A 26,066-nucleotide genomic window follows, 5' to 3' on the forward strand; every position below is an offset into this window, starting at 1 on the left:
TTATTTTAGAGCAAAGGCTACATAACTATCCCCTTTCTTTGTGCCTAGTTTTGCTCCGCCACAAGCTATAACAATATATTGTTTACCATTTACTTGATAAGTACTCGGGGTGGCATAACCTGCAGCAGGTAATTCTGTTTCCCACAAGAGTATTCCCGTATTTTTATCAAATGCCCTAAACATTCCATCTTTGGTAGCTCCAATAAATAGCAGTCCGCCTGCAGTAGCGATCGGACCACCGTAATTCTCAGTGCCTGTTGGCCTTATCCCCCTTAATGTAAGTTCCTTAAACTCGCCAAGTGTCCTTTGCCAAAGGTGTTTGCCGGTATTCATGTCAATTGCTGTTAATGTACCCCACGGGGGAGTAATTGCGGGATACCCATTGTTGTCAAGAAATTTGTTGTAGCCGTCAAACTGATAGGGCCGTTCGGTCTCACCTATAGGATTGCCGCTCAAAGCAACTGGCGCCTCGATTTTTTCCTCCTGAAAAAGAAAATCCACAATAGCCTGCTTTTGGATTGTATTAAGATTACTGAAGCCAGGCATCATGCCCTTACCACTACTGATCAGGCGTGTCACCTCACTGCGTTTCAACTTTGACTTAATATTTATTAATGAAGGAAATCCACTTGCCGGATTTCCTTTGAGCTGCGGACCATGACAAGAGATACAAGTATTGTTGTATAGTACATTACCGATGCTCAAGTTGCTTTCTTTGTTTTGTCTCGGTGTTAGGCTTAAGCTAAATAACCAGGGCATCTCATTTGAATTTACATATAGAACCCCATCAGGATCGGCGGCGGCTCCACCCCATTCAGCACCGCCGTCTGCCCCGGGCAAAACTACGGTTGGAGTTAGACCAAGTGGCTGAAACAACCCTTTATTGGATTTACGAAAAATGGATAACAATTCCTGCCGGTTTTCAGCAAGGGTACTAATTTCACTTTCGGTAATGGTTTGTCTAGAAAATGGAGCAGGTAAATCCGGAATGGGTTGCGTTGGCCAAGCTTGCTCTCCAGGAAGATGTGACTCTGGAAAGGGTTGTTCCTTAATTGGGAACAGGGGCACGCCATTTTCCCTATTGAACAAGAAAACCATTCCTTGTTTGGTTACTTGTGCAACTGCATCTATTAAAACCCCATTATGCTTCACCTTGATCAGATTTGGCGGTGCAGGAATATCTTTATCCCAAATATCGTGATGGACAAACTGGTAATGCCACATATATTTACCCGTACGTACGTTGAGTGCAATTAAACAATTGGCATACAAATTCGCACCCAACCGATTGCCACCGTAAAAATCAAAAGCAGCGGAACCGGTAGGTATAAAAATCATTTGTCTTTTTCTGTCTACAGCCATACCTGCCCAGCTATTTACAGCGCCCAGTTCGCCCTTGGCTTTTACAGCAGCTGGCCAAGTATCAGATCCAGGTTCACCTGGATCTGGTAATGTTTTAAATACCCATGCTATCTTGCCCGTTTTAATGTTAAAGGCCTGCACATATCCTATGGCAGCACCATAACCTTCTCCTACACGAACAGGCATTACAATCAAATCCTCAAACAACGTTCCTGGTGTAGTTGAAATGACATACTGATCTTTAGCAACGGGTTCCAAGCCAGTTTTAAGGCTCACTTTTCCATTATCGCCAAAAGTCGAAATCGGGAGGCCCGTTTCGGCATTTAAAGCCCAGAGATCAGAGTTGTAAGCATAAAGAATTCTCTTATCACTTCCTTCTTCCCAATAGGTCACACCCCTGTTGGCATTAGAAGTTGGCTCTCCGGGCTGTCTATAGCGCCATTTCTCTATACCTGTAGCCGCATCAAGCGCAAATACCTGATTGGATGCTGTTACTCCGTACAGCACACCTTTTACCACAATTGGATTGCATTGTACTTGACCTGAATCACCGGATTTGAATTCCCAGACCTTTTGCAGTTTAGTAACGTTCTTCAAATTGACCTGTGAAAGTGATGAATAGTGATTGCGGTCCGGGCCTCCCAAGTATTCTGACCATTCCGTTTCAGGATTAGGTCTGCTCAATTTAGTTTCGCAGCTCATCAAAGCGATCGCAAAAAGAGATGATAGGGCAAATCCCACAATTTTATTCATACAATATTTGGTTGTTGTTAAACGCAATCGGTTATGGCTATGTATAAATGTAAGACTTTCCAAATTGGTTTTTTTTGTCAGCCATTTTTAATTTTTAAATGTTGCTTCGACAGCAATTCTGCTTTTTCTATAGTTTTGCATTCTTAACATATTATTAACATGAAGTTTAACTTATCACCGATCGATATAGTTGATGATATAACCCCGGAAGATTTTGAAGAAAACTACCTGAAAAAACGAAAACCGCTGGTTATAAAAAACATGGCAAAAAAATGGCCTGCTTATCAAAAATGGAATCTTGACTATATGAAAGAGGTGGTAGGAGACCGTATAGTTCCACTTTATGATAGTTCAAAAGCTGACCCCTCAAAACCCATTAACGCATCTGCGGCAGAAATGAAATTTGCAGATTACATTGAACTCATTAGGAACACGCCAACAGATTTGCGGATATTCTTATTCGACCCGATTAAACATGCGCCAAAACTATTGGAAGACTACCGCGCCCCAAAAGACCTGATGGGTGGCTTTTTAGATAGTTACCCAAATATGTTTTTTGGAGGCAAAGGATCGGTAACTTTCCTGCACTACGATATAGACCTTGCACACATTTTTCATACACACTTTAACGGCAGAAAACATGTGATTTTGTTTGAGAATAAGTGGAAAGAACGCCTTTATCAAATTCCGTATGCCACCTATGCTCTGGAAGATTATGATGTAGAAAAACCTGATTTTGATAAATTCCCTGCTTTGAAGGGCGTAAAAGGCCTGGAAGCATTTCTGGAACATGGAGACACCCTCTTCATGCCTACCGGCTACTGGCATTGGATGAAATATTTAAATGGCTCATTTTCTATAAGTCTGAGGGCATGGGATAAATCCTGGGCAGTAAAAGCAAGGAGCTTGTATAACTTAACCATTCAAAGAAAGTTTGATGATATTATGAAAGCAAATTTCCGGGAAAAGTACATGGCATGGAAAGAAAAGCTGGCTTACAAAAGAGCAAACAAAGCATTGCAAAAACACGATCCATGTTAAAATCAAGTAAATTTTATATGTTTGCCATATATAAGGTCGGTTAATTGACATATCGTCGTTCGCGAGTATCTTATCCGACAAATATGAGCTTTAATTTAAAGCCGGTAGATACCGTTGAACAAATCAGCCCAGCTGATTTTAAAAAAAATTACCTGGACGCCAGGAGACCATTAGTAATTAAGGGTTTGACAAAGACATGGCCAGCAAGGGAAAAATGGACTACAGATTACCTTAAGGAAATAGCAGGCGATGTTAATGTAAGCTTAATGGACAATTCAAAAGCTGATCCGTCTAAGCCCATCAACGCATCTGTAGCCAATATGCGTTTTGGAGATTACCTGGATCTGATCAAGTCTAAACCTACAGAACTTCGAATCTTTTTCTTCAACTTGTTTAAGCATGTGCCTTCGCTAGTTGATGATATAGTAATTCCAAAAGACCTTATGGGTGGATTTATTGAAAGTATGCCTGCCATGTTTTTCGGCGGTTCAAATTCTGTTACATTTTTACACTACGATATTGATCTGCCGCATCTATTTCACACCCATTTTGGCGGCCGCAAGCACATCATACTTTTTGACAACAAATGGAAAAAAAGGCTATACTGTATACCTAATGCGACTTATGCATTGGAAGACTATGATGTAGCAAATCCAGACACGAAAAAATTCCCGGCATTGGAAGGCGTTGAAGGATATGAGGTATTTCTGGAACATGGTGATACCTTGTTTATGCCTACAGGAATGTGGCACTGGATGAAATACCTTGACGGCTCATTCTCTTTGAGTTTAAGAGCATGGGATGCCTCTATAACCCGAAAGACACAAAGTATATTCAACTTGGCTATTAAAGGTGGGCTAGACAGCGTATTGAAGATGGCTTTTAAAGCTCCTTATGCAAAATGGAGGGAAAGATTAGCCATTAGACGTGCAAACCGGGCTTTGGCCAATGGAAGCCCTAAATAGGCGCTATTTTTACAAGGGGATAACATTAATCAAACCTTAAACTTTTACCTTCGATAATTCGTTTATCTTCAATATATGAGAGGGTTCCAGTTTTCAAATTTCCTACCTGATGATTTGCCTAAGGGTGGATTTGATGAATTGCTTAAGCTTTTTACACAACTGCTCAATTATACTGCAGGAGATGCTGGGGAAACCCTGGCCTGGATGAATGAGCTGGATAAAAAGTATAAGTTTACCACCAACGATTACGGGATGGGTGATTTCATTGATGACCTTAAAGAAAAAGGCTATATCAAAGAAGACGGCAAAAATGGAGATTTAAGCATTACTGGCAAAACTGAGCAAACCATAAGAAAGTCTGCTTTGGAAGAAATCTTTGGGAAGCTTAAAAAGGCAGGTAAAGGAAACCATAACAGCAATCTCTCTGGTATAGGTGAGGAAAAAAATGCTGACCGGAGAGAATTTAATTTTGGTGACAGTTTGGATCAGATTGACATGACTGCATCTATCCAAAATTCTTTGATCAACCACGGAATTGGCGATTTTACCTTAACAGAACGAGACCTTGAAGTAGAAGAGAAGGATTATAAAACACTTACTTCGACAGTACTAATGATCGACATTTCTCATTCAATGATCCTGTACGGAGAAGACCGAATTACTCCTGCGAAAAAAGTGGCAATGGCTTTAGCTGAGTTAATTAAAACAAGATATCCCAAAGACACCCTGGACATTGTGGTGTTTGGAAATGATGCCTGGCCAATATCGGTAAAAGATCTTCCCTATTTGCAAGTAGGACCATACCATACCAATACTTTCGCGGGTTTGGAGCTGGCAGCTGATCTTTTGCGCAGACGTAAGACACACAATAAACAAATTTTTATGATTACTGATGGCAAGCCAACCTGTTTGAAGGAGAATGGTCGCTATTACAAGAACAGCATGGGGCTGGATAGAAAAGTGATCAATAAAACACTAAACATGGCCGCTCAATGCAAAAGGCTGAACATCCCTATTACGACATTTATGATTGCCCAAGACCCATATTTACAGCAATTCGTGCGCGAATTTACCCAGATTAATGGTGGAAGGGCTTTTTACAGCTCACTTACGGGTTTGGGTGAATATATATTTGAAGATTACATTAAAAACAGAAGAAAAACAGTTCGGTAATAACTACTAAATGGATCACATCAACATAAAAACATTAGGCGCATTAAAAGAATCTGGCTATCAATCTCAAACTGTAAAGGATGAGTTGCGCAAAAACCTAATCAAACAACTGCAAAATAAAGATGCTGGATTTGAAGGAATACTTGGGTACGATGAAACAGTTATACCGGAACTTCAAACAGCGATCTTATCCCGCCACAATATCCTGTTACTCGGTTTACGCGGGCAAGCTAAAACACGTATCGCTCGTTTAATGGTAAACTTGCTTGATGAATATATACCGTATGTATCAGGTAGTGAAATCTTTGATGATCCGCTAAACCCAATCTCCTGGTACGCCAAACATGAGATTTCCATCCATGGCGATAACACGCCAGTAAGCTGGCAGCATCGGTCTGAGCGTTATACTGAGAAACTGGCTACTCCAGATGTAACCGTTGCAGACTTAATCGGTGATGTTGACCCCATCAAAGCAGCTACATTAAAGCTGACTTATGATGACGAGCGGGTTGTACACTTCGGACTTATTCCAAGAGCGCACCGTAGTATTTTCGTGATAAATGAACTTCCAGACCTCCAGGCACGCATACAAGTAGCATTATTTAACATGCTGCAAGAAAAAGACATACAAATTCGGGGTTTTAAACTTCGGCTGCCCTTAGACGTGCAATTTGTATTTACCGCAAATCCTGAAGATTATACAAACAGAGGGTCTATTGTGACACCTTTAAAAGACCGTATAGAAAGTCAGATACTGACACATTATCCTAAATCAATTGGCATTTCCAGAAAAATCACCTTCCAGGAAGCGAAGCTGACTGAGGATCAGAAGCTAATTGAAGCTGACGGCTTGGTTAAGGATTTAGTAGAACAAGTAGCATTCGAAGCAAGACAAAGTGAATTTATTGATCAAAAATCAGGCGTTTCTGCAAGGCTTACTATATCAGCTTACGAAAACCTAATTAGCACCGCCGAGCGCAGGATGCTGATCAATAGTGAAAAGACTACATTTGTAAGATTGTCTGATTTGACAGGCATTATACCGGCAGTAACCGGCAAAATCGAACTAGTATATGAAGGTGAATTAGAAGGCCCTGCAAACGTAGCGAACATTTTAATTGGTAAAGCCATCAAAACTTTATTTGCGCGCTTCTTCCCTGATCCTGAGAAAGCAAAGAAAAGTAAAACCGCTAATCCATATCATATCGTAACGGAATGGTTCACTGAAGGCAATACGATAGACGTGTCAGACGCACTCACTGGTTCCAAATATAAAAAAGAGCTGATGCGCGTCGCAGGTCTTTATGACTTGGTTAAAAAGTTTCATCCTAAGCTAAGTGAAAACCAGACTTTATTACTGATGGAATTTGTCCTGCATGGATTGGCAGAACATTCTCAGTTAAGCAAAAAATACCTTGACGGCGGCTTCGGTTTCTCGGATATGTTTGAGAGCTTATTCAACACCGGACTTGAAGACGATGATGATGACATTGATTTTAGATAATTTTAACCCTTCAGTTTAATGGGTAGATTACCAATCCTCATCGTTTTATCAGTGCTAATCATTGCATTTGATTATTATTGCTACAACGCCATTGTAGCGGTATTTAAAAGTTGGAAGCCCCGTACCAGGAAAATCTTCACCACACTTTGGTGGGGATACTCAGCTTTCCTGATTGCGGGTGTTTTTGTTTCTATTTTCATCACTATTCCTAGTGCCTATCTTGGGTTCAGATCGATTGTGCTCGTTGCATTTTTTCTCACATTAGGTTGTAAAATTGTATTTCTTCCATTTTTATTAATAGATGACCTGCGAAGATTGTTTATAAAAACAAAAAAAGTAGTTTACAAAGATCAAAACTCATCACAAGCAGTCACAGGCGAACCGATTACCCGGTCTGAATTCCTGATCAAGGCTGGTTTAGTTACTGCCGCAGTCCCACTAACTTCTCTTACGTGGGGGATAGCTTCCGGTGCGTACGATTACCAGGTTGTGAGAAAAACTCTGGTCTTGCCTAATTTACCAGCAGCCTTTGAAGGCATGAAACTAGGTCAGATTTCCGACGTACATTCCGGCAGTTTTTACAATAAGAAAGCCGTGAAAGGTGGAGTCGATTTACTACTTGCAGAAAAGCCTGATGTGATTTTTTTTACTGGCGACCTGGTTAATGATATGGCGACGGAAATGCGGGACTACCAGGATATTTTTAGCAAGGTAAAAGCTCCATTAGGTGTATACTCATCTTTGGGAAACCATGATTATGGAGATTACCACTTTGGTAAAGAAAGCTCCCCTGCGAAAGTTAAGAACCTTCACGATGTGATTAAAACACATGAATTGATGGGCTGGGCCTTGCTGCTGAATACACATAGGCGATTAAAAGTTAGTGGTGAAGAGATTGGCATTTTGGGGATTGAAAACTGGGGAATGGGCAGGTTTCCAAAATACGGTCGAATGTACCTCGCGACAAAAGATACAGACGACCTGCCGGTAAAATTGTTGCTGTCTCACGATCCATCCCATTGGCGTGCAGAGGTGTTAACAAAATATCCGCAAATAGATGCCATGTTTAGCGGGCACACACATGGTATGCAATTTGGCGTACGCACTAAAGACTTCCAATGGAGCCCGGTGCAGTACATCTATCAGGAATGGGCAGGATTTTATAAAGAGAATAAACAACAGTTATACGTTAATGTGGGATATGGTTTTTTGGGCTATCCAGGTAGAGTTGGAATATTACCGGAAATAACGATATTTGAATTGAAGCGGGCATAACAACCGCTCATTGCGGTGTTTAAAAAAGTATCCCTTTCTATACTGGATTTCTTGCTGTTCAGCAATTTATTTATTGCTATCTGCGCGGTTGCCCAAGGCATGGTTACCTATCATCTACTCAAGGTGCCTGCAGATCATTACGTTTTGGCCTTCATTTTCTTTGCTACAATAGGTCTTTACAATTTCAGTATGTTGTTGGCAAAACCTAAAAAACCTGAAGACTCACCGTATAAACGAGTTCGCTGGATCTTCTCGCACCATAGGATGATTATCTCGATTACGTTAATATCAATGCTATGCCTAATTCCTCTGGGTTTATTATACCTCAGCATCGAATCCAAACTGCTGATGGGATTTACTGGCCTGGTTGCAATAGGGTATAATATTCCGTTTTTGAGGCTCAATAATCAAAATATTGGATTAAGAAATATACCCGGTATTAAACTCTTTTTAATTGCTATGGTATGGTCCGTAAGTTGTGTGCTTTTGCCAATTATGGAACTGCAACAGACCAAATTACTGACCATATCTCCTTCCGATACGCTCTTACTAGTATTTAAACGATTTCTCTTCGTAGCTGCTATTACGGTTCCTTTTGACATTCGGGATCTTTTTCAGGATAAAATGTATGAGTTGAAAACTATCCCTGTAATGTTGGGCGAAAAAAAAGCCTATATCTTTTGTCAGTTCCTTTTGCTCGGCTACCTTTTGCTCCTATTGCTTTTTAGACAGGCTACTTATACAGATATTGCAGCAGTCTTCTTAAATCTGGCTATAACTGGCTGGCTAATCTTTAAATCGAACATTAAAAAAAACGAATATTACTATTTCCTCTACTTAGACGGAACAATGCTTTTGCAATGGGTATTACTTGTATTGTTTAGTTACCTGGGTTAAACCGATAACCAATCCCTCTTACTGTTTGCAATAATTGAGGATTATCTGGATTTAACTCTATTTTTTTACGCAGCCTTACGATATGCATATCCAGTGTCCGGGTATTCACATCAGAATTATAACCCCATACAACCAGCATCAGCTCGTCTCGATTAATTACTTTACTTGGATTTCTTAAAAAATAGAGTAATATCCGATTCTCCAAAATAGTCAGCTCTATTTTCTTACCATTTCTGTATAACGTATGAATATTTGGATGATGCTCCATATCTCCAAAACGATGAATCTCCGACCGGTCATTATTTAAAAGGAATTTAACCTTATTATCAAGCATCGCAACCAATACATCCATATTGAACGGCTTGGTCACATAATCAGAAACACCAAAGTTATAAGCATCTATCTTGTCAACATCCTGCGCTTTAGCAGTCATCATGATGATTAGGTTCTCGAATCCCTGTGCACGAACAGCTTCGCAAATCTCCGATCCCTGCTTTCCTGGAAGCATCCAATCTAATAAGACAATATCCGGCTTTTCAGACAAGATCAATTGCTCAGCAGCCTCCCCATCTCCCACCTCTAAAACTTCGTACCCCTCGGCTTTAAGACGGTGAACTACCAAAAATCTTAAATTTTCATCATCTTCTACTAATAATATTTTGATTCCTTTAGACATATCTTTCGGTTATTAATTTTTAATTATCTTTCGTTATAGGGCAACACGATCTTAAATTCTGTTCCCTTATCAACCTTGCTCTTAACAGTGATCTCCCCTTCCATAAAGTTAACGAGTTCCTTACAGAAAGCCAAGCCTAGTCCAACACTCCCATTCTGATTGTATTGGTTTTGTATGCGGAAGAACTTTTTAAAAATGTTGTTAATTTCTGACGCCGGAATGCCTATACCTTGATCTGTAAATCGAAGCACCACCTTTCCTTTGATCAGCTTTGCACTGATGTGCAATTTCTTACGTTCAGGCGGCGAATATTTGTAGGCGTTTTCAGCTAAATTGTCAAATAAACTACCAAGCAACACAGGATCTGTGATAAAGCTAGCAAAACCATTTACTTCGTAGGTAAAATCGAAGTCGGGATGCTTTAAACGATGTGACTCAACCGTACTTTCGATAAAATCTTCAACGTTTACCAAATCCTGGTTTAGTTCAATTGCCTTATTTTCAATCTGTGTAAAAGCCAGTAATTTATTCATCAAACCATTCAATTTATCAGCCTCTTCATCAAGAATCTTACCATACATCTTTTGTTCTTTTTCCGTAAGAGAACTTGCGCTTTTGATGTTGTTACCTGCAATTTTAATAACACTTACTGGAGTTTTAAACTCATGTGTCAAGTTATTCATAAAATCATATTGCAGCTTAAACATTTTTTGATTGATATTAAGGTTCCTGAATATCAGATAGGCTACTAGTACGACTATGCTAAAAAACGATAGGATTCCAAATGCAAGCGGAAGAAAATAACTGAGTACTTCCTTATCAATGAAAGATTGAGAAGATATAAAATATAGTTTGTAGTCGGAAAATGGTCCGGGCAATGTAATTTCAGTGGTTACATAACTAATGCCTGTCTCTAAAGGATCATAAGTAAGTGGTTCTATTCTGATGTGCTCATAAAGTTTAGGCCTGGAGTTAATGATCTTTATTTTATAAGGGTCCAGATGAAAGGACAGCATATCCTGCTGGTATATTGGCTGTGAAGGAATTTCCTTACGAATCATTCGCTTATACATCTTCAGATCTTCCAGTCGAGGTATGTTAAGATAAGTGATCTTATTTGACCTAACATTACTGAAATTACTAAAGAGCTGGTCTTGCGTAGGTGTTTTTCCGGTATCCAAACTTTCTATATAAGTGGCCAATTTAAGCGCGAGTGCATTAAAATCATCCCCGACAATAAAATTATGAGTGTTCTCTCTTGAGAAAAGTTCTACAGAGTCTGCCGGAACCAGTGTACCGAACTGATAGATTTTCTTTGGCCCAAAGGAAAATTTCCCGGTATTCAAACCATCGCTTACTGGGGTATTCTTTACTTCAGAATCATAAAATATTACCTTCGATACAAAGGGGTACTCCATCAATAAGGTATCAACGAAGTTGGAAGCTGTGGTAGAATCCAAATAGCCATTATAATACGACACCTCGGGTAACTTTTTCTGAAAAAAATCATTATACGTTTTAATGCTTTGCTCCAGTACGTTAACCTTTTCTGAAACAAATTCGTTTTCAATAAACTTGGTACTGAACCGGTAAGCAAGCAGTAGCGACAATGCAAACAGTACCGCCATCATAACGATAAAGGTGATGATTAAAGAAAAATTTCTCCTGTAACCGCTCTTTTTTTCTGCAGGCATGTATTGAAGTTACTTCTTTTTAAGGTTAACTTGCAGAAAATCTTCCAGGGCTGAATATAGCTTTTGTCTTTGCTCAATGTTTTTACCAAAAAAGAGTCCCCATCATTTTCCAGATACGTTACTGAAATGTTACGCTTCTGTAGGTTCTTTACAAACTGTATTGTTTCTCCTGAATTGTTATTTGGATCTTTAAGGTTTTGAGAAACAAATACAGGGGCATTTATTCTATCTACCTGAAATAATGGCGAAGACTGACGCATTCGCTCCACATCAGTGAAAGGGTTTCCTATCACCTCATAGTACATTTGCAAGTTAGGTTTCAGAAATGGTGGTATTGATTTTAAATAACTGAATAGATTGATCACCCCGGAATTTGAAGCTGCACAGACATAATGATTTTCTTTTGCATAAAGGGCATTTAACGCAATGTTGCCTCCAAAGCCAGTACCATAGATAGCAATGCGTTTTGGATCAGCAATTTTTTGACTAATTAGCCATTTTACACCATCATTAATATCACTTTGAATCTTGCAACCCCATTGTTTAAATCCAGCAGCAGAGAACTCCTTACCATATCCTGTAGAGCCCCGATAATTAACCTGGAAGACTGCATAGCCTCTATTCGCCAGAAACTGTACCTCGGGATTATAACCCCAGTTGTTTCTGGATCCTGGTCCGTCATGTGGCAATACCACAACTGGCAGGTTCTCTGCTTTTCTGTTTAGCGGCAGTGTGAGGTAGCCATGTATAGTTAAACTGTCTCTACTAGTATAACTAATCGGCTTCATCTCGCTCATCTGGTCTTCTTTGATTGCAGAGTTAAAATCACTTAATTTCCGAAGCTTACCGCTTTCTGCACTATATAAATAATAAGAGCCTGGATTTCTATCTGTAAAAGTCCGCACAATAAACACGTTTTCTGCCTCATCACGGTCAATAATCCTGGTCTCTGTTTTTGGCAGCAACTTATCCAAATCGTTATACAGCCGCTTAGTGGAATCATCAAGGAAATACTTTTCCTTCTTCCATGTTTCGTAAACAGCGAAAACCATCTTTTTCTTTTTGCGTGAGTATTGTGCATCTGTCACATTTATGGAATCACTACCATATAATACTTTTACTTCTTTACCAGTATTACAATCAATCTCAACAAGCGCACTTTTATCCCGACCCGCATCTGATATCGCGTAAATTATATTTTGACGCTCTGTCGCAAATGCGATAGGTCTGAATGTTGTTTTAAAACTATTGGTTATGACGGGCTTAAATGTTTCAGCTTCAGTTGCTCGATAAAGGAAAGTTTCGTTGACACCATCACTGCTTGTGGCAAGGCGCAGTTTGCCATCCGCATCAGTAATCCAATTTGTAACAGTACCTGGATTTCTGGCGGCCATTTGCATTTGCCCGTTTCGTACATTTAAGCGGTAAACGTCAAATACCGTGGAATCTCTCTTATTAGAAGAAACAAGTAGATATTTATCATCTATTAACTGATCTTCCAATACCCTGATTTTACTTTTCTCATTGTTGGTCAGCTGGCGTTCCTTTCCTCCATTTTTATTAATAATGAAGATATCTGACCGGCGGTGAACTGCATCTATTTCTTTATAATAGATCAGCTCGCTGCTACTCACCCAGAAATAAAAGTTAATGTTTTTCCCCTCTAGCTTGGTAATTTTCCGATTTTCACCGGTATTCAAATCCTCTATGTACAGGTTTTGGTCTTTACCTTCAAGCATTAAATAGGAAAGATATTTACCATCTGGAGAAATGTGGTAAGCCATCTTTTCCTGCGACTTAAAAAAATCTTCGACAGGAATAACCTTTACACCGTCCTGTCGACCACAGGTCAACAGAAGCAAGCTTAAACAAATGAAAAGGTATTTTTTATACAACATAATTTCTTTTCGCGGTTGCAAAGTTAAGTAACCCCGACACTAAAAGTTATACTTACCAATATTGTTACTAACAAGCTTTTTTATACTTTTTGATATTCAAAGTAGGCATTTTGACAGTTATAGACCACACAATTCAGTAACATTTAAAATACGCGAATGTATTTATCTTGTGGCAAAAGCACACTTCTTAACGGGCAATTCCCTAATTTAGGATACTTAAGAAAGCCAGTCAAAATGAAGAGCCTGATTACCACCTTGTTATTTTGCATCAGCAGTTTTATGTGCTTTGCACAGGAGAACATTAATGAAGCATTGGCTTTTCAGTATTACCAGCGCGGACAGTATCAGGAAGCGATTGCCCTCCTTGAAAAGCTTTTTTTAAAAACTAAAAATGATTCTTACTTCGACATGTATTTCAATTCTTTATTAAAGCTGAAGAAGTTTGATGAAGCTGATAAATTAATTAAAAAGGTAAGTAAAGAAGATTCAAAAAATCTGGCTTATGGGATAGCAGGAGCAAGGTTACTTCAGGAGAAGGGACAAGCGGATGCAGCAACACGTAAATACGCTGAAGTATTAAATAACCTGCCTGCTGACGAATTCCTGATCCGCGATCTTGCTAATCGATTTTATACTTATCAGGCATACGATCTTGCTATCTCTACTTTTTTACAGGGAAGAAAAATCCTGAACAACGACAAGCTTTTTGTCTTTGAACTAATAAGCATTTATCGTTTCAAAAAAGACAAGAACATGCTGGTCCAGGAATATGTCTCTGCACTTGGTACAATGCCAGAAATGTTGCAACAAGCGGAAAGCGTGCTGGCTATGGTTTTTGAAGAAAAGCCTGACTACCTGATTCTTCAATCTGCACTGCTTAAAAAACTACAGAAGGAACCAGAAACTGAAGTATACACTAAACTGCTAATCTGGCAATATCTTCAGCAACAAGAATATGAAATGGCGCTCAGACAACTTATTGCGCAAGACAAAAGGGTTAAGGATGATGGCTTTTTATTGTTCAATAATGCAAATACTTTTTTGGAAAACAAGGCTTATGCAACCGCAATAAAAGCCTTTGAATACATCATGAGCAAAGGCAGAGATCAGCCCTACTTTCTTCCAGCTAAGGTGGAAATGATCAATGCCAAATATCAATTGGTTACTGCTGGTAAATTTGAAAAAAATGCAATTATAGAACTGGCTGATGCTTACAATTCCATAATAGAAGAGTATGGCAAAAATGTACGAACAGTGTTCGCACTTAGGAAGTGGGCAAATTTGCAGGCGTTTTATTTAAATGATCCTGGGAAAGCAGAAAAGGCATTAGAAACTGCCTTAACTATTAGTGGATTGCAAGCTTCAGACCTGGGTCAAATAAAGCTCGATCTTGGGGATATATACATACTTACTAACCAACCCTGGGAGGCATTTCTAGTCTATGAGCAGGTGGCAAAGCAATTTGAAAATATGGCCATTGGGAATGAGGCACATTACCGCTCAGCCAAACTGTCTTTCTACCAAGGTAATTTTGGTTATGCCAAATCGCAAGCTGATGTTCTAAAAGCATCTACCTCGCAGCTGATCGCTAACGATGCCCTTAATCTAAGTCTAATGATATCAGATAACTTGCAGTCTACCCCAGACAGTAATGCTTTGAAAATGTATGCCGATGCAGAACTTCTTGATTTCAGGAACCAATCGGCTAAGGCGCTTCAGAAATTGGACAGTATCGGGTTAACGTACCGCGACAATTCCTTAACAGACGATATTTTGATGTTCAAATCAAAAATCTTTATCAAGACTGGCGAAGTAGAAAAAGCGGTAAGTACACTCAAAACTTTAGTTGAGGAGTATAGTTTCAGTATTTGGGCAGACGATGGCCTTTTCACACTTGCAGAATTATACGAGAAGAACCTGAAAAATCTCAATGAAGCTAAGGCGCTTTATCAAAAGCTCATCAGCGATTATCCTGGAAGTATGTACAATGCAGAGGCACGCAAACGCTTCAGAACTTTACGTGGTGATAATATTGGCACATAGTTGTTATCTTTGTACATGCTTTTATACAACGTAACCCTGATCATAGAAGATTCCGTAGCAGAACAATGGTTAAAATGGATGCAAGAAATCCATATCCCGGAAGTAATGGCAACCGGCCTGTTCGTATCCTCAAGATTGCTTAAAGTGATTGATTCTCCAAATGAAGGAGTAACGTATTGTGCTCAGTACGTTGCAGAAAATATGGATGACTACCTAAGCTATCAAGAAAAGTTTGCTCCAGCCCTTCAGACTGACCTGAATGATAAATTTGCCAATCAGATTGTTGCTTTTCGCACCTTGATGGAATATGTCGATTAATTACTGTTTGATCAGGTCGTAAAGCTCATCCAATTTAGGAGACAGTACTATCTCGATCCTGCGGTTCTTGCTCCTGGACTCTGCACTGGTATTTGGCCCTAATGGTTGAAACTCTCCTCTTCCCGTAGCCGTCATACGCACACTCTCCACTTTACTTACTTCAGTAAGGTAACGCACAACAGAGGTAGATCGTAAAACACTCAAATCCCAATTGTCTTTTATCTGGCCCAGGTTCGTAATCTTCTGCGAATCTGTATGGCCTTCAACGGCGATATTAATTTCGGGTTGTTGTTTCAATACCTCAGCTAGTTGACTTAAAGCTTGTTTGCCCTTCTCATCAATAATAATACTTCCAGATGGGAATAATAACTTGTCTGTTAAAGAAACATAAACTTTACCATTTCTAATTTCAACTGTTAGTCCATTTTTAGTGAAACCCAGCAGCGCTTGTTGTAATTTTTCCTTTAGTTGATTGGTAGCCTCATCTCGTTTCTTTAAAATCTCTTCAACTTCTTTCAAACGTTGTTCACGCTTTTTCAAATCTGAAGAAAGCTTGTTAATTTCAGAAGAACTATTACTGCGTAACTTGGTATAATTGTTATCCATCTCTGAATACCTATTCCTTAGATCACTCAAAGCGGCACTCATACCTGTAGTGTCCTTTCTTAATTGCGCAATTAACGTTTCCAGGTTCTCATTTAACAATTGGGATTCATTCCAACCCTTACTCAATGAATCTTGCTTAGCCAATAAAGATTTATATTTTTTTGGAGATAGGACGATGCATGAACTGATCGCACTTGCCAGCATCGCAACGAATATAAATAAAAGGATCTTTTTCATTAGTTATAGTTTGTGTGTTGATTGGCTGCTATTGTGCAACCGCATTTCTCAAAAATAATATAAAAGGATAAATACTTTCGAAAGCACTTTTCAACTTATCCACGATTAATGGCGATTGCAGTTCAGCATCTGTAATTGGGCATATAGCGATAAAACTCTTCAGTTTTAGGAGATTGATTTGAGGATGATCGATCTCATAACCTTTTGGTGCATTCTTAAGGGTATCCTCTCTACTAAGTTCAAACAATCTGCTGAAACTGTCTGATTCCAATATCGCTGTGAATTCTGAGGAATTGTAATCAATTTCTTCTCTGATTTGCTTAAGCACAGCAGCCTCTGGCATCCAAAATCCCGCACCAAAAAAGCTTTTGCCAGGTTGTATATGTAAATAGTAATCAGGGCTAGGAACTCCCTTCGCTTTTACATTGAAGGAAATCCCATAGTTGTTCTTATAGGGGTCTTTATTCTTACTAAACCTCACATCTCTGTAAATACGCATTAGGCACTTTCTTGCAGGGGTGTCAATGGAAAACTCAGGGTCAACTGCGGCAAGCTTTGGTATAAGCTTTTCTATTAATCCAATTATATCCTCCTTAGCAACTTCATAGCGATCTTTATTTGCTGCAAACCAATTTCTATCGTTATTTTCAGCAACATCTCTTATAAAATAAAGTGTTTCTTTCTGTATCATACTTTATCGTAATATGCATTGTATCTAATCTTTGGTGAGAGCCAGTGTAAAAGGATCACACGCGAGTATCTGTAATTAAAGGGAGCCAACAACAGACAGCCTGTAAAAATAACCGTTAAATATAACCACAACGACTCAAATTCGAGATTACCACCAGAAAAAACATAAGTAGCAACTCCCAGGCCCAGCATTTCGGATACATTCATTGCGTAACTAACGTACATAGCCGCATAAAAATAACCAGGTTCTATCTCAAAACGCTGTGCACAATGCGGGCATACGGTATTCGTTCGTTGAACATTAAATCCATAAAGACTTCCTGTAAAAATATCACCCCTTCTGCATTGCGGGCACTTTCCGTGTACTATTGCATAAAACTTAGACGTTTTCTGCATACCTGGGCGCTTTCTTCTTGTATTTGAAATACCATAGTGCACCTATTCCAGATATTAATATATAGGGTATAACTAAAAGATAAATGATGCCGGTATTCAATCCCTTACCCTGAGTATTGCCATTCTTTACACTCTGTTCAGCGCTCACGGTACACATCGCACATTGTGCACTTGCGATTGGCGGAAAAGAACTTACCGTTAGGATTATAAGAAAGAAAATAAAGATAATTTTTTTCATCATTCAGGCATTGGATTGATCAAAACAAAGATAATTAAAAGCGCCAAGAGTTCTTACCATCTTTGCAACAACCCTGTCAATAATCAACGTATTTCTATTCTAAAAATTATAATAGGGAGAGATCATCAGATACACGATCACACCGGTCACTGCAACATACAACCAAACCGGATAAGCCCAACGCACAATTTTCCTATGCCGCTCCACCTGCATACTAAATCCTCTTAGGAAACTAATTAATATTAATGGAAGTACAACAACTGCAAGCACAATGTGTGTAAACAATATAAACCAATATACATATCTGGTTGCTCCAACAGCTGCTGCTTCCGTTGCAGATACAATTCCATTATGATCAATATCTCCAAACTTGGTGTCTTTTTCATATAGATGAAAAATGATATAGAAAACCAGAAAGATTGCCGAAAGAACAAAAGTGATCACATTGGTAACCTTATGTGCCTGGATATTTCTCTTCTTGATGAAAATCAGGGAAATGATAAGCAGTATCGAACAAGCCGCATTGATACCTCCAATGATATGAGGGAATAAATAGATAAAAGAGGGAACGGGCTGAGGAGGAGGAACTACCTTTAATGCAATTACAACCAGCAAAACAAAAGCTGTAACACCCCAAATCAGTCGTAAAAAAAACTTGTCGTTTAAAGTCATAGTTAAAATATTGAAAGGTATTACCTGCCGTCTTGAATGTTCCTTAACTCTTCTGCCATAAGTACTTTAATCTCATCATCAAGCTTAGAGAGTGCTTCTTGTGTGGTGGCTTCATAGTAACCTCTTATCCTGTGCCTGGTATCCAGCAGTACAAACAGGTTGCTATAAACAAACTTCTTATTTGGGCCACTGCCATCTTGATGTGCATCTACACCAAGTCCTTTGTTAATGAGATCAAAAATCTGTGTACTATCGCCTGTCAACATATCCCATTTACCCGGGACAGCTGAAGATTCATTCGCAAACTTTGCGATCTTGTCTGGGGTATCACCTTGAGGATCTATACTTAAACTTATGAAACTAATAGCCTTGTTCTTACCAAATGTTGCATCAAAGGCACGCATTGCTTTATTGGCGAAGGTAATTCCATAGGCATCATCCCTGGTATTGAATAAGTTTATAATTAGTAATTTACCTTTATAGCTCTCAAAGCTTACCGTATCCTTAACCTGATTAACTAATTTAAAGTCGGCAACCTCATGATATATGGTATCTGGAACTTGAGTTCCTCTAACAGAATGAAGAGTAGCTGCAACTTGCTTTGGCCCGAAAATATGAAGTGGCTTGTAACGGTTCTTGCCTTTTTCCTGAAGTAAATAATATAAAAATCCTGGTACCGCTAAAATGGTGACCAGGATTAAGATCTTCTTTATCGAAGCACTATTACTCTTCATTAAACTACAGGCATATGTACGTTCAGGTAACCTCCTTCAATCATCATCAAAACAATAAAGTAAGTAATGAAGACAAAGGAAAGTCCAAGCGCCAGCTGTAGTCCTACCTTTTCAAACTTGAGGTGCATAAAATAGGCAACAATGTAAAATGCTTTAAAAAGGGTTAAAATGATGTAAACGTAGTTACCAAAGTGCTGAGTCATATGTCCGCCTGGAATTGCCCAAAGCGCAATAATAAATTCAATAACGGTAATCATCAATAAGATAAAAAACACTTGCCAGATCTTACCTTTTGATAAGCCTGCATGATCTTCGTGTTCGTGTCCTTCTGCTGAATGTGTGTGATTGTCTGACATGATAATATTTTATAAAAACTAATAATTAAACCAAATAGAAGAACGTAAATACGAACACCCAAACTAAATCCACAAAGTGCCAGTATAAACCAACCTTCTCAACCATCAAATAATGCCCTCTTTTTTCGAAAGTGCCATTTATGGTCATGATCAGTATAATGATGTTGATGATAACCCCACTAAATACGTGGAATCCGTGGAAGCCTGTAATCGTAAAGAACAGGTTAGCAAATTGCTGTGCTGCAACCAGGGAAACTGGCCCATTGAAGAAATGTTTAAGTTCTTCTGACGATGGAATACTTCCCCACCAAAACCCATCATGATGAAGGTGGGTCCATTCAATGGCCTGGCATCCAAGGAACATAAATCCCCCAATAATCGTGGCAATCATCCACCATATAACTTCCTTTTTAGAACGTCTGTGACCAGCTTCTACTGCTAGTACCATAGTAACGGAGCTCATGATCAGGATAAAGGTCATAATACCAACGAATACCAGCGGCGCACCGTGCTCAACTACTCCTGGAATTGATTGGAAAACTTTATCAGGAGCTGGCCAGGTAAATTTAGAAAAACGCTGCGCTCCATAATAGATCAGTAACGACGAGAAAGTGAAGGCATCAGAAACCAGGAAAAACCACATCATGATTTTGCCATATTCCAATGACCAAGGTGAGCGGCCTCCACTCCATGGGGTAGTTTTAACCTGATCTAACTGTGATAGTGAACTCATTTTGTAAATAGTAATAATTTGTTGAAAAATCTAACTGTTCAAAAGTAAAAAAACATACAGATATATCCATAATATATCTATAAAATGCCAAAAAATTGCGGCGATTTCCATGCGATAAATGCGCCTCTGCATCGGTATCTCATTATAGGCACCCATTAGTGCACTAAACACCAAGCAGATCCCTGCAAAAATGTGTAAAATGTGAAATCCGGAAACAACATAGATTAATGAAATTGCCGCGTTGTTGTTGCTAAAAAATGCGCCTGTTCTAACCATGCTTCCCCAGGCATCTACCTGAAGTACCCCAAACGCAATTCCTAAAAGGATGGTTATGGATAAGAACAGCTTTTGGGAAGAATAGTTCCCTTTCTTGAATGCTTTAGAAGCTAAAAAAAGAAAAGCACTGCTTGCCAGCAAAACAGCTGTACTGTAAATGAAAAGCTCGGGCAGGACAATCCCGTGCCCCTTTCCTTTTGAAGCGGAAAAAACAATGTAATAACTTGTCCAGCCACCAAACATAATGGTAGATGAAACCACAAACAGCCAGATAATAAACTTCTTGGCTTTAAATTGTATACCTAATTCTTCTTGTTTAATTGATTGAACCATAATTATTTACTTATAAAATCAAAAAATAGTACCAACTGCACCACAGGTAAATAAAAGAAAGAGCAAAACATTACTTTCCTGGCACTTGCCAAATCCAGACTCATCCACATCTTAAATGCCAGACATGAAAAAGCCAGGCCTCCAACTACAGATACGATTGAGATGTAATAGCCTCCAAAGCCATAAAAGGTAGGCAATAAGCTAACCGGAATAAGCATTAAGGTGCTTAAGAATGTAATGAAAGCACTTAGCTTATCTCTTTTGGTCGTGGGCAGTAGCCTGAACCCAGCCTTTTTGTAATCATCATCCAACACCCAGGCAATAGACCAGAAATGCGGAAACTGCCAAACAAATTGGATCAGGAATAATATTAAAGCAATTTTATCTATTTTGCCATGTGCAGCAACATAACCAATAAGCGGAGGCAATGCTCCTGGAATTGCTCCGACAAATACCGCAATAGGCGATTTCCTTTTTAACGGGGTATACGCAAAAGCATAAAGAAAGATAGAGAAGACAGATAATAACCCGGTTTCGATGTTCAATTTACCCAACAACCAAGTACCTAGCATTCCCATAACAAGCCCTGAAACCAATCCCTGTCCTGTAGTCATATGTCCCGCAGGCATCGGCCTGTCTTTCGTACGGGTCATTAATTTATCTAAGTCTACCTCAATAACTTCATTGAAACAGTTAGCGGCAGATGTTACCAAGAACCCTCCGGCTACAAGGATAAGCCAATTTGTCCAGTTAATTCCAGGCACAACTCCATTCACTTCAACTTTAGACCCGATCAGGAAAGTAACAGATGCAGAAAAAACCACCAGAAAGGTTAATCTGAATTTAATTAGTTTTGAAAAATCTGCTAAAAACTGTTTCAATCTTTTTCTTAATTAATGCTTTGTTGATATGTCGTTGTCTTGTAAACCAGGAGATACAAATAATACTGGAGACTAAACAACACTGTTGAAAACAATATATGTAATGCTTGCGCATACGGTGGCAGTGCAAAGTTAGACAATATTAGTCCAGTCCCAATCTGAATTAAGAGAACAACTCCTATAGAATTACCTACCATCAGTGCATCAGCTTTACCATTAAATCTTTCCTTAACAAGTCTATATACTAAAACATTTAAGACTAACACCACCAGAGCCATGTCTCTATGATAAGACAGCACATCGCCGATCCGCTTTAACCAACTGCCTCTGTCGTTGTAACCTAACATTTTAGATACCACATCTACAGCTTCTCTAACTTCTGTACCCAAAACGATCTGAACGATGCTAATTACTATTGCAAAAAATAACAGCAACTTTAGCCAAATCACTTTCGACATCACTACTGTTGGATTGCGATCAAGCTGTCTGGTATAATTATAAGTATAAATGAGTATTGCTAAAATAACCAGGGCAAGTAACATATGAACGGTTACAATCCACGACATCAGATTAGTTGATACAACGATAGACCCGAGCCAACCCTGAAATCCTACTACAATGAGGTTTAAGATACTGAGTATAATTATCCGCTTAGCACGCTTTCTGTAACTGAATGAAAAAGCAGTCAATAACAATAACAAAAAGCCGGTGATAGCTCCCATTAATCTATTCAAATATTCGGTCCATGTTTTTGCAACATTGAAAATCTCAGGAATCAATATAGATTGATCATGTCTGATGCTATCCGCCAGATCTACCTTACCCATCCTTTCCAGTGTTTTTGCAAAGCGCTCATTTTTAACAACCCGCTCAGCAACATATTTCTCTTTATAATTTGAAGGTAGTTGCGACACTGAAGTTGGTGGAACATATTGATCAAAACACTTTGGCCAGTCGGGACAACCCATACCAGAACCTGTGCTACGTACAATTCCACCAGCCAGGATCAGCAATAAGGTAACAATTATTGTAGTAAGGTTTAGCCTGATAAATCTCTTTTCAGATTTAGGAACCATGTGTTTTTATATTAAAAAAAGGGTATCTGTTGTAAGTATTTACCTACTGCAGATACCCTTTTTTGATAAGCTATGTGACTAGTCTAGTTTTGCATTTTTAGCAGCAGCTTCCTGCTCTTCCCACTCACGCTGTATACGCTCAGATTCCCCGTTTCCTTCAAAATCATGCGGCATATTAGAACTCATCGTCTGCGAAAATGGAATGGTTTGAGGAATGAAATCTTCCTCAGCTCCAGGTTTGCTATAATCATATGGCCAACGGTACACAGTTGGAATCTCTCCAGGCCAGTTTCCATGTAAATGCTCAACAGGTGCAGTCCATTCTAACGTATTTGCTTGCCAAGGATTTTGCGGAGCCCTCTTACCTTTAAAGATAGAGTAGAAGAAATTCCACAAGAAAGCAACTTGTGCAAGCGCGCCCAAAATAGCAGCCCAAGTTACAAATACGTTTACAGTAAGCCATTTTTGCATGAACTCAAATTCTGTAAAGGCATAATAACGACGAGGTACACCATCCAAACCTAAAAAGTGGAGTGGGAAAAATACAAGATAAGCTGAAATAAAAGTTAACCAGAAATGAAGGTAACCTAATTTGTTGCTCATCATTCTACCGAACATTTTTGGATACCAGTGATAAACACCCGCAAGCATACCAAAAATCGCAGCAGACCCCATTACTAAGTGAAAGTGGGCGACAACGAAATAGGTATCATGTAAGTTGATGTCTAGCGCCGCATTTCCTAAAAATATACCCGTTAAACCACCTGAAATAAAGAATGAAACCAAACCGATAGCAAATAACATTGCCGGAGTAAACTTGATGTTACCTCTCCATAAAGTTGCCAGATAGTTGAAAGTCTTTACTGCAGATGGCACCGCTATGATCAGCGTTGTGATCATAAATACCCCGCCCAGTAAAGGATTCATACCCGTAATAAACATATGGTGACCCCAAACAATGAAAGACAAGATGGTAATACCTATCAATGAGTAGATCATCGCATGGTAACCAAAGATTGGCTTTCTTGAATTTACAGAAATAATCTCTGACGAGATACCCAAAGCGGGCATGATCACAATATATACCTCAGGGTGACCAAGGAACCAGAATAAGTGTTGCCATAAAATTGGCGAACCGCCCTCGTTAGGTAGTACCTGAGTTCCCATTACAATATCACTCAAGTAGAAACTTGTACCGAAACTACGGTCAAATACCAGCAGGACAACACCAGCCACCAATACAGGGAAAGATAAAATACCCAATATGGCGGTAAGAAAGAACGCCCAGATGGTCAATGGCATTTTCCAAAGGTCCATACCCTTTGTCCGCATGTTAAGCACAGTACTTACGTAGTTGATACCACCCATTAGAGAGGAAGCAACGAAAAGCACCATACTGATCAACCAAAGCGTCATACCCATACCTGAACCTTTAATGGCAGTAGGTAAAGCGGATAGTGGTGGATAAATTGTCCATCCCGCACTGGCAGGACCAGTTTGAATAAAGAATGAACTCATCATGATCACACATGCCGAGAAGAAGAACCAGTAAGAAAGCATATTAAGAAACGGCGAAGCCATATCTCTAGCACCCAATTGAAGTGGGATCAGTAAATTACTAAAGGTACCACTTAATCCAGCGGTCAGTACGAAGAATACCATGATGGTACCATGTATGGTTACCAGCGCTAGGTAAAAGTCCGGCTTTATCCTTCCTCCAGCTGCCCATTCTCCAAGAAAAGTCTCAAGAATAGGAAAGTTTTTATCAGGCCAGGCCAGCTGGATACGGAATAGGATAGATAATCCCATTGCGATAACAGCCATGATAATACCGGTTATCAAAAACTGCTTAGCGATCATTTTGTGATCCTGGCTAAAGATGTACTTCGTTAAAAAAGTCTCTTTGTGATGTCCATGATCATCATGGCTATCGTGGTTATGTGTATCGTGTAATGATATAGTTGACATAATGTGCTATTCCAGTATTGTTATTTTTTTAAAGCTAGTTGGTTATTTGAAACTGCCACAGTTGCATTTGCTACTGTATCAGCCGGAGCTGCTGCTGCAGGTGCAGGCGCTGCTACGGGCATATTAAATAGCTTTCTTAAATCATCAGTTACATAAGGAGCTTGTTCCTTAATCCAGGCATCATACTCTTCCTGAGAAACAACCCTAACTTTTCTTTGCATATTATAGTGTCCTGCTCCGCAAATCTTAGCGCATAGGAACAAATATTCGAACTTAGGATCATTAGTCTTAATTTTCATGTCAGCCGTAGTAATCGTAGGCGTAAACTCAAAATAAGATGTCATACCCGGCACTGTATTCAACTGAACCCTGAAATGAGGCATGTAAAAACTATGTAATACATCTTTACTCGTCAGTATCAAACGAACTGGCTTATTAATTGGAATCACCAGCTCATCAACAATTTGATCATCCAACGAGTGTCTGTCATTCAAATCAACACCTAATGCGTTAGTTCCGTTGATCAGTTTATAATTTTTAACACCTACCACACCATCAGCTCCTGGATAACGGATCGCCCAAGCAAATTGAGATGAAGTAATCTCAACACTTAACGGCTTGTTTTTTGGATCCTCAATTTTATAGAAGATCGATCTCCAGGTAAGGAAACCCATTAACACCAATACAGTTAGTACCAGAGCCGGGATGATCGTCCAGATACGCTCCAATGCATTGTTGTGCGGATAGTAATACGCTTTCCTCTTTCCAGTGTTTTTGTAGAAATAAGCAAAACCAAATAATACAATGTGTGTAGCAATGAAAACAATAGTAGTAATGATCAAGGTGATGTTAAACATGCTATCAATCTTCTTACCATGCTCAGAAGCTGCCTCAGGAAGGATCATGCTGCCCTGAACCGTGTATTCCCAATACACACCATACAGACCAACAACAAGGAAGATCGCGAACAAAGTTCCGTTGATCGCATTCCAATTGATGCCTTTTGGTTTGTCCTGTGCTTCACGGGTCAATTCATACACCTTGAGGGCTTTTCCTACAATTGCTATAAACAAGCAAAGCGTAAGAAATGCCAGCACGTAAAAAATTGCCGATTTATAAACCGGCCCCATGTCTACAGGTTTCTCAGCGGTAGCTGCAGCAGCTTCCTGTGCAAAAGCAGCTGTATTTGCAAATGCAGATACGATGACCGCTAGTGCCGCTATTGTTTTATTACTTATAAATTTTCTTAAACTCATTTCCTTAAAAGTAGT

At 39.3% G+C, this 26,066-nt stretch carries 25 protein-coding genes; 8 read left to right on the forward strand and 17 right to left on the reverse strand.

Annotation, left to right across the window (positions count from 1 at the left end):
- Nucleotides 1-2,115: an outer membrane protein assembly factor BamB family protein gene (locus tag ACXZ1K_RS01530; protein WP_458971617.1), complete on the reverse strand. Its 2,115-nt coding sequence runs from the start codon at nucleotides 2,113-2,115 to the stop codon at nucleotides 1-3.
- A 159-nt stretch (nucleotides 2,116-2,274) separates the two neighbouring features.
- On the opposite strand from ACXZ1K_RS01530, the gene ACXZ1K_RS01535 reads away from it, so the two are divergent.
- The 6 genes from ACXZ1K_RS01535 to ACXZ1K_RS01560 all read left to right on the forward strand — a co-directional run bounded on the left by ACXZ1K_RS01535 (nucleotide 2,275) and on the right by ACXZ1K_RS01560 (nucleotide 8,970).
- Nucleotides 2,275-3,156: a cupin-like domain-containing protein gene (locus ACXZ1K_RS01535; protein WP_458971618.1), complete on the forward strand. Its 882-nt coding sequence runs from the start codon at nucleotides 2,275-2,277 to the stop codon at nucleotides 3,154-3,156.
- Between the two features lie 83 nt (nucleotides 3,157-3,239).
- On the forward strand, nucleotides 3,240-4,121 hold the full coding sequence (locus ACXZ1K_RS01540) for a cupin-like domain-containing protein (RefSeq protein ID WP_458971619.1): 882 nt from the start codon (nucleotides 3,240-3,242) through the stop codon (nucleotides 4,119-4,121).
- Between the two features lie 75 nt (nucleotides 4,122-4,196).
- Nucleotides 4,197-5,294 carry a vWA domain-containing protein gene (locus ACXZ1K_RS01545; RefSeq protein WP_458971620.1) on the forward strand — a complete coding sequence of 366 codons (1,098 nt, stop codon included), beginning with the start codon at nucleotides 4,197-4,199 and terminating at the stop codon, nucleotides 5,292-5,294.
- A 10-nt stretch (nucleotides 5,295-5,304) separates the two neighbouring features.
- On the forward strand, nucleotides 5,305-6,798 hold the full coding sequence (locus tag ACXZ1K_RS01550) for a sigma 54-interacting transcriptional regulator (RefSeq protein ID WP_458971621.1): 1,494 nt from the start codon (nucleotides 5,305-5,307) through the stop codon (nucleotides 6,796-6,798).
- 18 nt (nucleotides 6,799-6,816) lie between these two features.
- Complete coding sequence (locus ACXZ1K_RS01555) at nucleotides 6,817-8,073, forward strand: metallophosphoesterase (RefSeq protein ID WP_458971622.1); 1,257 nt, start codon at nucleotides 6,817-6,819, stop codon at nucleotides 8,071-8,073.
- Between the two features lie 15 nt (nucleotides 8,074-8,088).
- Nucleotides 8,089-8,970, forward strand: coding sequence for a UbiA prenyltransferase family protein (locus ACXZ1K_RS01560; RefSeq protein ID WP_458971623.1), 882 nt, complete (start codon nucleotides 8,089-8,091; stop codon nucleotides 8,968-8,970).
- Here the strand turns inward: ACXZ1K_RS01560 and ACXZ1K_RS01565 are convergent.
- From ACXZ1K_RS01565 to ACXZ1K_RS01575, 3 genes are read right to left on the reverse strand one after another with little or no spacing between them, the layout of a single operon-like run.
- Nucleotides 8,954-9,646, reverse strand: coding sequence for a response regulator transcription factor (locus tag ACXZ1K_RS01565; RefSeq protein WP_458971624.1), 693 nt, complete (start codon nucleotides 9,644-9,646; stop codon nucleotides 8,954-8,956). The genes ACXZ1K_RS01560 and ACXZ1K_RS01565 overlap by 17 nt on opposite strands.
- A gap of 23 nt (nucleotides 9,647-9,669) precedes the next feature.
- Nucleotides 9,670-11,340 (reverse strand): sensor histidine kinase, encoded by a 1,671-nt coding sequence (locus ACXZ1K_RS01570; protein ID WP_458971625.1) that lies wholly within the window; start codon nucleotides 11,338-11,340, stop codon nucleotides 9,670-9,672.
- A complete protein-coding gene (locus tag ACXZ1K_RS01575) occupies nucleotides 11,295-13,238 on the reverse strand; it encodes a S9 family peptidase (RefSeq protein ID WP_458971626.1) in 1,944 nt (647 codons plus the stop codon). The genes ACXZ1K_RS01570 and ACXZ1K_RS01575 overlap by 46 nt, the downstream gene beginning before the upstream one ends.
- Before the next feature lie 156 nt (nucleotides 13,239-13,394).
- Here ACXZ1K_RS01575 and ACXZ1K_RS01580 point away from each other — a divergent pair, with 156 nt between their 5' ends.
- On the forward strand, nucleotides 13,395-15,281 hold the full coding sequence (locus ACXZ1K_RS01580; RefSeq protein WP_458971627.1) for a tetratricopeptide repeat protein: 1,887 nt from the start codon (nucleotides 13,395-13,397) through the stop codon (nucleotides 15,279-15,281).
- A gap of 15 nt (nucleotides 15,282-15,296) precedes the next feature.
- Nucleotides 15,297-15,599, forward strand: coding sequence for a DUF4286 family protein (locus ACXZ1K_RS01585; protein ID WP_458971628.1), 303 nt, complete (start codon nucleotides 15,297-15,299; stop codon nucleotides 15,597-15,599).
- Here the strand turns inward: ACXZ1K_RS01585 and ACXZ1K_RS01590 are convergent, their stop codons facing one another.
- From ACXZ1K_RS01590 to ACXZ1K_RS01650, 13 genes are all read right to left on the reverse strand, one after another.
- Nucleotides 15,600-16,442 carry an OmpA/MotB family protein gene (locus tag ACXZ1K_RS01590; RefSeq protein WP_458971629.1) on the reverse strand — a complete coding sequence of 281 codons (843 nt, stop codon included), beginning with the start codon at nucleotides 16,440-16,442 and terminating at the stop codon, nucleotides 15,600-15,602.
- A 28-nt stretch (nucleotides 16,443-16,470) separates the two neighbouring features.
- The gene (locus ACXZ1K_RS01595) at nucleotides 16,471-17,133 is read right to left on the reverse strand and encodes a DUF2461 domain-containing protein (protein WP_458971630.1); all 663 of its coding nucleotides are present in this window, start codon (nucleotides 17,131-17,133) and stop codon (nucleotides 16,471-16,473) included.
- Nucleotides 17,130-17,528, reverse strand: a complete 399-nt coding sequence (locus ACXZ1K_RS01600) for a DUF983 domain-containing protein (RefSeq protein ID WP_458971631.1) — start codon at nucleotides 17,526-17,528, stop codon at nucleotides 17,130-17,132. The genes ACXZ1K_RS01595 and ACXZ1K_RS01600 overlap by 4 nt, the downstream gene beginning before the upstream one ends.
- Nucleotides 17,512-17,769, reverse strand: coding sequence for a hypothetical protein (locus ACXZ1K_RS01605; RefSeq protein WP_458971632.1), 258 nt, complete (start codon nucleotides 17,767-17,769; stop codon nucleotides 17,512-17,514). The genes ACXZ1K_RS01600 and ACXZ1K_RS01605 overlap by 17 nt, the downstream gene beginning before the upstream one ends.
- A 96-nt stretch (nucleotides 17,770-17,865) precedes the next feature.
- On the reverse strand, nucleotides 17,866-18,438 hold the full coding sequence (locus ACXZ1K_RS01610) for a DUF420 domain-containing protein (protein ID WP_458971633.1): 573 nt from the start codon (nucleotides 18,436-18,438) through the stop codon (nucleotides 17,866-17,868).
- A 20-nt stretch (nucleotides 18,439-18,458) separates the two neighbouring features.
- Nucleotides 18,459-19,172 (reverse strand): SCO family protein, encoded by a 714-nt coding sequence (locus ACXZ1K_RS01615; RefSeq protein ID WP_458971634.1) that lies wholly within the window; start codon nucleotides 19,170-19,172, stop codon nucleotides 18,459-18,461.
- Nucleotides 19,172-19,528 (reverse strand): cytochrome C oxidase subunit IV family protein, encoded by a 357-nt coding sequence (locus tag ACXZ1K_RS01620; RefSeq protein ID WP_458971635.1) that lies wholly within the window; start codon nucleotides 19,526-19,528, stop codon nucleotides 19,172-19,174. Before ACXZ1K_RS01620 ends, ACXZ1K_RS01615 begins: the two co-directional genes overlap by 1 nt.
- A gap of 25 nt (nucleotides 19,529-19,553) precedes the next feature.
- On the reverse strand, nucleotides 19,554-20,261 hold the full coding sequence (locus tag ACXZ1K_RS01625) for a cytochrome c oxidase subunit 3 (protein ID WP_458971636.1): 708 nt from the start codon (nucleotides 20,259-20,261) through the stop codon (nucleotides 19,554-19,556).
- 30 nt (nucleotides 20,262-20,291) lie between these two features.
- Nucleotides 20,292-20,870, reverse strand: coding sequence for a cytochrome c oxidase subunit 3 (locus ACXZ1K_RS01630; protein WP_458971637.1), 579 nt, complete (start codon nucleotides 20,868-20,870; stop codon nucleotides 20,292-20,294).
- Nucleotides 20,871-20,872: 2 nt separating this feature from the next.
- Nucleotides 20,873-21,751 (reverse strand): heme o synthase, encoded by an 879-nt coding sequence (cyoE, locus tag ACXZ1K_RS01635; protein WP_458971638.1) that lies wholly within the window; start codon nucleotides 21,749-21,751, stop codon nucleotides 20,873-20,875.
- 8 nt (nucleotides 21,752-21,759) lie between these two features.
- On the reverse strand, nucleotides 21,760-22,827 hold the full coding sequence (locus ACXZ1K_RS01640) for a COX15/CtaA family protein (RefSeq protein ID WP_458971639.1): 1,068 nt from the start codon (nucleotides 22,825-22,827) through the stop codon (nucleotides 21,760-21,762).
- Nucleotides 22,828-22,905: 78 nt separating this feature from the next.
- Nucleotides 22,906-24,795 carry a cytochrome c oxidase subunit I gene (locus ACXZ1K_RS01645; RefSeq protein ID WP_458971640.1) on the reverse strand — a complete coding sequence of 630 codons (1,890 nt, stop codon included), beginning with the start codon at nucleotides 24,793-24,795 and terminating at the stop codon, nucleotides 22,906-22,908.
- Nucleotides 24,796-24,815: 20 nt separating this feature from the next.
- Complete coding sequence (locus ACXZ1K_RS01650; protein ID WP_458971641.1) at nucleotides 24,816-26,051, reverse strand: cytochrome c oxidase subunit II; 1,236 nt, start codon at nucleotides 26,049-26,051, stop codon at nucleotides 24,816-24,818.
- Nucleotides 26,052-26,066: the final 15 nt, after the last annotated feature.

It is taken from the genome of Pedobacter jaeyakensis (genome assembly GCF_054461315.1).